The organism is Pantoea sp. RCC30.1, from assembly GCF_058148845.1.
The window spans coordinates 1-7,076 of the sequence record NZ_JBXUHX010000065.1 but is presented as its reverse complement, the minus strand read 5'-3'; the positions used below and the strand labels follow the sequence as shown (position 1 = coordinate 7,076).

The following is a 7,076-nucleotide window of genomic DNA, read 5'->3' as shown; positions in this document are numbered from 1 at the left end:
CCATGATGGCTGTCGGTTAACGTTGCCATGCTGTCGTCAAAGAGGCTTTCACACAGGTATTTAAGCTGGGCAATATCATGCCGTTTCGGTGAGTATTCGTCCATCTTTTTCCCCTCCATAGCTAGCACAGTTGCCGCAGGGCAGCGAGTCAGAATAACGCCGCCGGGAAGCGATTATTCGGGCAGTTATTAAACGGGATACCTTAAAGATAGTGTAAAACCATTAGTTCTGCTCACCTCCATTACTAAATATTACAATTCATCGCCGGGGGAGGGTTGCTCATTGTCAATCACATCAAACTCAAGTGCGCCGGGCTTAATGCGGAAGTTTACCTGCTCCGATTGCGTAACCGTTTCATTTAAATCCTGACAAGGACTAAATAAATTCCAGTCAAAATCGTAAAGTAATTTAAAACTATTCAGATTCTGGTATTCAACCGAAACAATTTTTAAACTACCTGGAACTAACTGCGCATTCTGCGAGTACCAGCGTAAATCCCCTACCAGCAAATCTGTTATTTTGAGAATATTCCGCTGAACAATCTCTGCTATTTTTGCGCAGTCTGATTCGCCCGCAGCAATATCACATTGAATTCGTGACAGCATGTCTCATCCGCTTATAACCGTTAATAAACCTATCATTGGTTTTCTGCAACTGGTTTGCAAGTCAGCAAAGCACAAAATCGTCAGTTTATAGATTTCGCCAGACGCATTAGCAGGCTGTTTCGCCTGGGTATGTCAGCACTCAGTGCATGCGGTATTTATCTTTTGATACACAATCGCGCGTTAAACTCACGATAACATCCGATATATTATTGTTATGTTATAACGTATTGGTGAAGTGATGCGACAGAGTGGATTACTTATGTCACTGGGTGGGCGACTGGCAGTCGCAATGCTATTCATTGCGCTGCTTGCCGTGGCGATAAAGTGGGGGATCAGTGCATGATCCGGTTTAATGCGCTTCGCGCGGGCTATCAGGGACAGGTTGTCACCCCCGCCATCAATGGTCAGCTCGGAGCAGGCTCGATGACAGCCCTGGTCGGCGCTAACGGTAGCGGCAAATCAACCCTGTTAAAAACCATCGCGGGCTTACTGCCACCGATAGCAGGGCGCTGCGAGCTGCAGGTTGCGCGCCGTGATATCGGCTGGCTGCCGCAGCGCACTGAACTGGAGACGCGCTTTCCCCTGACGGTGTTTGAACTGGTCTCGATTGGCTGCTGGCCACGCTGCGGCTGGTTTGGCGGCATCAACCGGATACTGCATCGGGAGATCTGGCAGGCGCTGGAAGCGGTGCAGATGAGTGATTATGCGGATGCCCAGCCCGCGACTTTATCCGGCGGACAACTCCAGCGGGTGTTATTCGCGCGGCTGATGTTGCAGCGCAGCCAGCTCTGGCTGTTGGATGAGCCTTTTAACGGCATTGACAGCCAGACGGTAACATTACTGATGTCGATCCTTGAACAGCAACAGCAGGCTGGCACAACGCTGCTGGTGGTGCTGCACGATCGTCCGCTGGTGGCGCGCTACTTCAGTAACGTGATGTCGATGGATGAAAGTGATGTCAGCTGCACCTGCCTTCCTGTTTCCCCCCTGCGGAGTCGTGCGCCGTGACCCTGATACAGCCTTTTATTGAGTTTGGTTTTATGCGGCGTGCGCTGGTCGCCTGCGTAGCGCTGGCCGTCAGCGCCACGCCGCTCGGCGTATTTCTCTCGCTGCGTCGTATGAGCCTGATTGGCGATGCGTTATCACACGCAGTACTGCCCGGTGCCGCGATAGGCTATCTGATCTCCGGACTGTCACTGGTCGCGATGGGTATCGGCGGTCTGATCGCCGGTTTAGCCGTGGCGCTGCTCTCCGGCGCGGTGAGTCGTTACACGCCCTTAAAAGAGGATGCCAGTTTTGCCGGGTTCTATCTCGGCTCACTGGCGCTGGGCGTCACGCTGGTCTCACTGCGCGGCTCAAGCGTGGATCTGCTGCACGTGCTGTTTGGCTCGCTGCTGGCGGTGGATAACGCTGCACTGTTGCTGGTCGGCGGCATCGCCGCCTTTACGCTGATTATGCTAGCGATTATCTATCGTCCGCTGGTCATCGACGCGTTTGACAGTGACTTCCTGCGGGCGCAGGGAAAATGGAGCGCGCCGCTGGTGCATGGTCTGTTTTTAATGCTGGTGGTACTGAATCTGGTGGCAGGCTTTCAGGTGCTGGGCACGCTGATGTCAGTGGGTTTAATGATGCTGCCCGCCGCCAGCGCCCGTTTCTGGAGCCGCCATCTTGCCGCGATGCTGGTTATCGCCATTTTCATGGCAATGATTTCAGCCCTGGCTGGCCTGATGCTCTCCTGGCACTTTTCATTGCCGGCCGGTCCCGCTGTGGTACTGAGCGCCGCCATGCTGTTTTTCCTCTCCATTCTTGCAGGGCCATGCGGCGGGATTTTGCGCCGCCATTAATCTTAAGGGGTATCTATGAAAAAATTACCGGTTAGCCTGGCGCTCGCTGCGCTGTTTGCCTCGCCATTCGCGATGGCAAAAACGGTGGATGTGGTGGCCAGCTTTACCGTGCTGGCAGACATCGTTAAACAGGTCGGCGGCGATCATGTCAGCGTAAAAAGCCTTGTGGGGCCGAATGGCGATCCCCACACGTTTGAACCGACGCCGCAGGACAGCCAGGCGCTGGCGAAAGCTGATCTGGTGTTTGTCAGCGGACTGGGACTGGAAGGGTGGATGGATCGCTTAGTCAGCGCTTCGGGGTATCACGGGCAGCCCGTGGTTGCCTCAACGGGCGTCACCACCCGCAGCATGGAGGAGGACGGCAAAAACGTTACCGATCCTCATGCCTGGAACAGCATGCAGAACGGTGTTATCTACGCGACCAACGTGATGAATGCGCTGGTCAAAGCTGACCCTGAAGATGCGCCTGCAATCCGTCAGCGTGGGCAGAATTACATACAGCAACTGCAGGCGCTGGATAGCTGGGCAAAAACTGCCTTTGATGCTGTGCCTGTCGGCAAGCGTAAAGTGCTGACCAGTCACGATGCGTTTGGTTACTTTGGACAGCGATATGGCGTGACGTTTCTGGCGCCAGTCGGCTTCTCTACTGAAGCGGAAGCGAGTGCCAGCAATGTGGGAAGTTTAATCAACCAACTGAAGCAGCAGCACATCAACCGCTATTTCATCGAGAATCAGACCGACCCGCGCCTGGTTAAACAGATTGCCAGCGCCACCGGCGCCGAGCCGGGTGGTGAGCTCTATCCGGAAGCGTTATCTACCGCCTCTGGCCCGGCGGCAACCTATCAGGCCGCCTTTAAACATAACGTGAATGCGATGCTGAAGAGCATGCGCTAAGCATAAAAAAGGCCGGGCAAGCCCGGCCAGTCATCACGACACAAACTAGCGTTTTTTCTTTCCTCCCTGTACGGCTTTAAAGCGTGGATTCGTTTTACAGATGACGTAAATCCGGCCTTTGCGGCGCACCACTTTACAATCCCGATGACGAAGTTTTGCTGAACGCAGCGAGCTTAATACCTGCATGACTCTCTCCCTTATTTACGGCCAAGAAAGCGCCCGAAGCGCTGATTAAAGCGCGCGGTGCTGCCTTCTTTGGCAAAGTCTTTCTGTTTACCGGTGTAGAAAACGTGTGAAGCCGATGACACATCCAGGGTGACGTAGGGCAGCGTTTCGCCTTCAAACTCCACGGTGCGATCGGTTTTGATGGTGGATCCGATTTTGAACCAGACATCCGCAGATGTGTCATGGAAGACCACGTGACGATAGTGAGGATGGATATTCGCTTTCATAATGTGTGCCTATGTAATGTTATAATATAACATTATTATGCGCCGCACCGTTCGTGATTGCAACTGCCGGAGCGCCAGTAAAAGAGCAGTGTCAGGAGAGGAGGAGGGCGGAATCGCAGGCAAAAAAAAGGCCGCTTGCGCGGCCTCAGATGATTTACAGCTTAGTGAGTCTGGTCAGATTCAACCGGATGACCGTTCGCTGATTCCTCTTTTTTCTTGCCGAAGCGGCGGCGAACCACCACAAAGAACACAGGAACGAAGAAGATTGCCAGAATGGTCGCGGTGACCATACCACCGATTACCCCTGTACCTACGGCGTTCTGCGAACCGGAACCGGCACCGGTACTGATCGCCAGCGGCAGTACACCGAGGATAAACGCCAGTGACGTCATCAGGATAGGACGCAGACGCATACGGCATGCTTCCAGCGCAGCTTCAATCAGCCCTTTGCCCTCTTTATCCATCAAATCTTTAGCAAACTCGACGATAAGGATGGCGTTCTTGGTTGAGAGGCCGATGGTTGTCAGTAACCCCACTACGAAGTAGACGTCATTACTCAGACCACGCAGTGTGGTGAAGAGCAGCGCACCAATAACCCCGAGCGGAACCACCAGCATGACCGAGAATGGAATTGACCAGCTCTCGTACAGTGCGGCGAGACACAGGAAGACCACAATCAGCGAGATGGCATAGAGCGCAGGGGCCTGGTTGCCCGACAGGCGTTCCTGATAGGACATCCCCGTCCAGTCATAGCCGATACCCGCAGGCAGTTTTGCCGCCAGCTCTTCCATCAGGTCCATTGCTGCACCCGAGCTTTTACCTGGCGCAGGCTGTCCCAGGATTTCCATCGCAGGCAAGCCGTTGTAACGCTCAAGACGCGGTGAGCCATACTGCCATTTCGCCGTAGAGAAGGCAGAGAACGGCACCATGGTTCCGCTGCTGTTACGCACATACCATTTGCCAATGTCGTCCGGCAGCATGCGGGAATCCGCTTTACCCATGACGTAAACTTTCTTCACGCGACCACGGTCGATGAAGTCATTGACGTAGGAGCCACCCCAGGAAGCGGCCAGCGTGGTGTTGATGTCACTCAGTGACACACCCAGCGCCTGTGCTTTTTCCTGATCGATCATCAGCTTGTACTGCGGCGTATCTTCCAGACCGTTGGGACGCACGCCAACCAGCGTATCAGGATGCTGGGCAATCATGCCGAACAGCTGATTACGCGCTTCCGTCAGCTTATCGTGGCCAAGGTTATTCTGGTCGATCAGCTCAAAGTCAAAGCCCGTCGCGTTACCCAGTTCAATAATCGCTGGCAGGTTGAACGGAATGACCATGGCATCTTTGATTGCGCCCAGCGCCTGCATGGCACGGCCAGCAATCGCCGGAACCTTCATGTCTGCGCCGGTACGCTCATCCCAAGGCTTGAGACTGACGAAGGCGATACCGGTGTTCTGTCCACGACCGGCAAAGCCGAAGCCGTTAACGGTAAACACCGATTTAACCGTGTCTTTCTCATGCGTCAGGAAGTAATCCGTCACCTGATCCAGGACTTTCTGAGTACGTTCCTGGGTTGCCCCAGCAGGCAGCTGCGCCTGAGCGAGCAGCAGACCCTGATCCTCTTCCGGTAAGAATGAAGAGGGCAGGCGCATAAACAGAAACGCCATACCGACCACGATCACCAGATAGATCACCATATAGCGACCGGTGCTACGAACCATGTGACCCACACCATCCACATAGTGGTTGGTGCTTTTGTCGAACATGCGGTTGAACCAGCCGAAGAAACCGGTGGTTTTGCCGTGCTCGCCTTTTTTAATCGGCTTTAGCATGGTGGCACAGAGTGCCGGCGTCAGAATAAAGGCGACCAGCACCGACAGCGCCATCGCCGATACGATAGTGATGGAGAACTGACGGTAGATAACACCGGTTGAACCACCAAAGAACGCCATAGGAATAAATACGGCGGCCAGCACCAGCGCGATACCGACCAGTGCGCCCTGGATCTGCTCCATAGAACGTTTGGTCGCTTCTTTTGGCGGTAATCCTTCTTCCGCCATGACGCGCTCAACGTTCTCGACCACCACGATGGCGTCATCCACCAGCAAGCCGATGGCAAGCACCATCCCGAACATCGTCAGGGTGTTTATCGAATAACCAAACGCGCCGATAACGGCAAACGTACCCAGCAACACCACGGGTACCGCGATGGTCGGAATGAGCGTTGCGCGGAAGTTCTGCAGAAACAGATACATCACCAGGAACACCAGCACAATCGCTTCGATCAGCGTTTTCACCACTTCGAAAATCGAGATCTTAACGAACGGCGTGGTGTCATACGGATAGACCACTTTCATACCGTTAGGGAACGTCGGCTGCAATTTGGCCAGTTCCGCTTTCACCGCATTGGCGGTATCCAGCGCATTCGCGCCGGTAGCCAGCTTGATACCGATACCGGACGCAGGCTTGCCATTATAACGGGCAATGATCTCGTAGTTTTCTGCACCGAGTTCAATCTTTGCCACATCACGCAGGCGAACCTGAGAACCATCTGCGTTCACTTTGAGCAGGATTTTGCCGAACTCATCCGTTGAGGTCAGACGGGTTTGCGCAATGATCGAGGCGTTAAGCTGCTGTCCCGGAACCGGAGGTGTACCACCTAACTGACCGGCAGCGACCTGGGTGTTCTGGGTGTTCAGCGCGCTGATCACATCAACCGGCGTCAGGTTGTAGTTATTCAGCTTGTGCGGATCCATCCAGATACGCATGGCGTACTGCGCACCAAATACCTGGGTATCACCCACGCCTTTGGTACGGCTGATCGGATCTTTGATGGATGACGAAATGAAATCAGAAATATCATTCTGCGTCATGTTGTCATCGTCGCTGATGAAGCCAGCAACCATCAGGAAGCTACTGGAGGATTTTTTAACCTGAATCCCCTGTTGCTGCACTTCCTGTGGCAGCAGCGGCGTCGCCAGCTGCAGTTTGTTCTGCACCTGAACCTGCGCGATGTCCGCATCTGTGCCTGACTCAAAGGAAATAGTCAGGGTCAGCGTGCCGGAGGAGTCGCTGCTCGAGGACATATACATCAGTCCATCGATACCGTTCATGTTCTGCTCAATAACCTGGGTTACTGAGTCCTGCAGCGTTTTGGCATCCGCACCTGGGTAAGAGGCCTGAATCTCAATCGCCGGCGGAGCAACATTGGGATATTGCTCGATCGGAAGTTTGAGAATCGATAGCGCACCAACCAACATGATGATGATGGCGAGCACCCA

7 protein-coding genes and 1 pseudogene are annotated in these 7,076 nt (G+C 54.1%); 3 read left to right on the top strand and 5 right to left on the bottom strand.

Annotated elements, in window-relative coordinates; genetic code table 11:
* Positions 1-104 (bottom strand): annotated as a pseudogene (locus AC2LB6_RS24340) (Hha toxicity modulator TomB); the annotation flags it as partial.
* Positions 105-251: 147 nt separating this feature from the next.
* A complete protein-coding gene (locus AC2LB6_RS24335) occupies positions 252-605 on the bottom strand; it encodes a hypothetical protein (protein WP_490095443.1) in 354 nt (117 codons plus the stop codon).
* A 339-nt stretch (positions 606-944) separates the two neighbouring features.
* Between AC2LB6_RS24335 and AC2LB6_RS24330 the strand changes: the two genes are divergently transcribed.
* The 3 genes from AC2LB6_RS24330 to AC2LB6_RS24320 are packed head-to-tail and all read left to right on the top strand — an operon-like array spanning position 945 to position 3,343.
* Positions 945-1,613 carry a metal ABC transporter ATP-binding protein gene (locus tag AC2LB6_RS24330; RefSeq protein WP_490095442.1) on the top strand — a complete coding sequence of 223 codons (669 nt, stop codon included), beginning with the start codon at positions 945-947 and terminating at the stop codon, positions 1,611-1,613.
* Entirely contained in the window at positions 1,610-2,449 is an 840-nt protein-coding gene (locus AC2LB6_RS24325) for a metal ABC transporter permease (protein WP_136196482.1), read from the top strand. The genes AC2LB6_RS24330 and AC2LB6_RS24325 overlap by 4 nt, the downstream gene beginning before the upstream one ends.
* A gap of 15 nt (positions 2,450-2,464) precedes the next feature.
* Positions 2,465-3,343 (top strand): metal ABC transporter substrate-binding protein, encoded by an 879-nt coding sequence (locus AC2LB6_RS24320; RefSeq protein WP_490095441.1) that lies wholly within the window; start codon positions 2,465-2,467, stop codon positions 3,341-3,343.
* Between the two features lie 45 nt (positions 3,344-3,388).
* On the opposite strand, the gene ykgO is transcribed toward AC2LB6_RS24320, so the two are convergent.
* The 3 genes from ykgO to AC2LB6_RS24305 form a co-directional block, all read right to left on the bottom strand.
* Complete coding sequence (ykgO, locus tag AC2LB6_RS24315; RefSeq protein WP_136196484.1) at positions 3,389-3,529, bottom strand: type B 50S ribosomal protein L36; 141 nt, start codon at positions 3,527-3,529, stop codon at positions 3,389-3,391.
* A gap of 11 nt (positions 3,530-3,540) precedes the next feature.
* Positions 3,541-3,795 carry a type B 50S ribosomal protein L31 gene (locus AC2LB6_RS24310; protein ID WP_136196485.1) on the bottom strand — a complete coding sequence of 85 codons (255 nt, stop codon included), beginning with the start codon at positions 3,793-3,795 and terminating at the stop codon, positions 3,541-3,543.
* Positions 3,796-3,956: 161 nt separating this feature from the next.
* Positions 3,957-7,076: efflux RND transporter permease subunit (locus AC2LB6_RS24305; RefSeq protein ID WP_490095440.1), on the bottom strand; the 3,120-nt coding region annotated here is incomplete at its 5' end.

Excerpts from the sequence above, each read along its gene's own strand:
- AC2LB6_RS24335 (WP_490095443.1), bottom strand. The coding sequence starts at position 605 with ATGCTGTCACGAATTCAATGTGATATTGCTGCGGGCGAATCAGACTGC.
- AC2LB6_RS24330 (WP_490095442.1), top strand. The coding sequence starts at position 945 with ATGATCCGGTTTAATGCGCTTCGCGCGGGCTATCAGGGACAGGTTGTC.
- AC2LB6_RS24320 (WP_490095441.1), top strand. The coding sequence starts at position 2,465 with ATGAAAAAATTACCGGTTAGCCTGGCGCTCGCTGCGCTGTTTGCCTCG.
- ykgO (WP_136196484.1), bottom strand. The coding sequence starts at position 3,529 with ATGCAGGTATTAAGCTCGCTGCGTTCAGCAAAACTTCGTCATCGGGAT.
- AC2LB6_RS24310 (WP_136196485.1), bottom strand. The coding sequence starts at position 3,795 with ATGAAAGCGAATATCCATCCTCACTATCGTCACGTGGTCTTCCATGAC.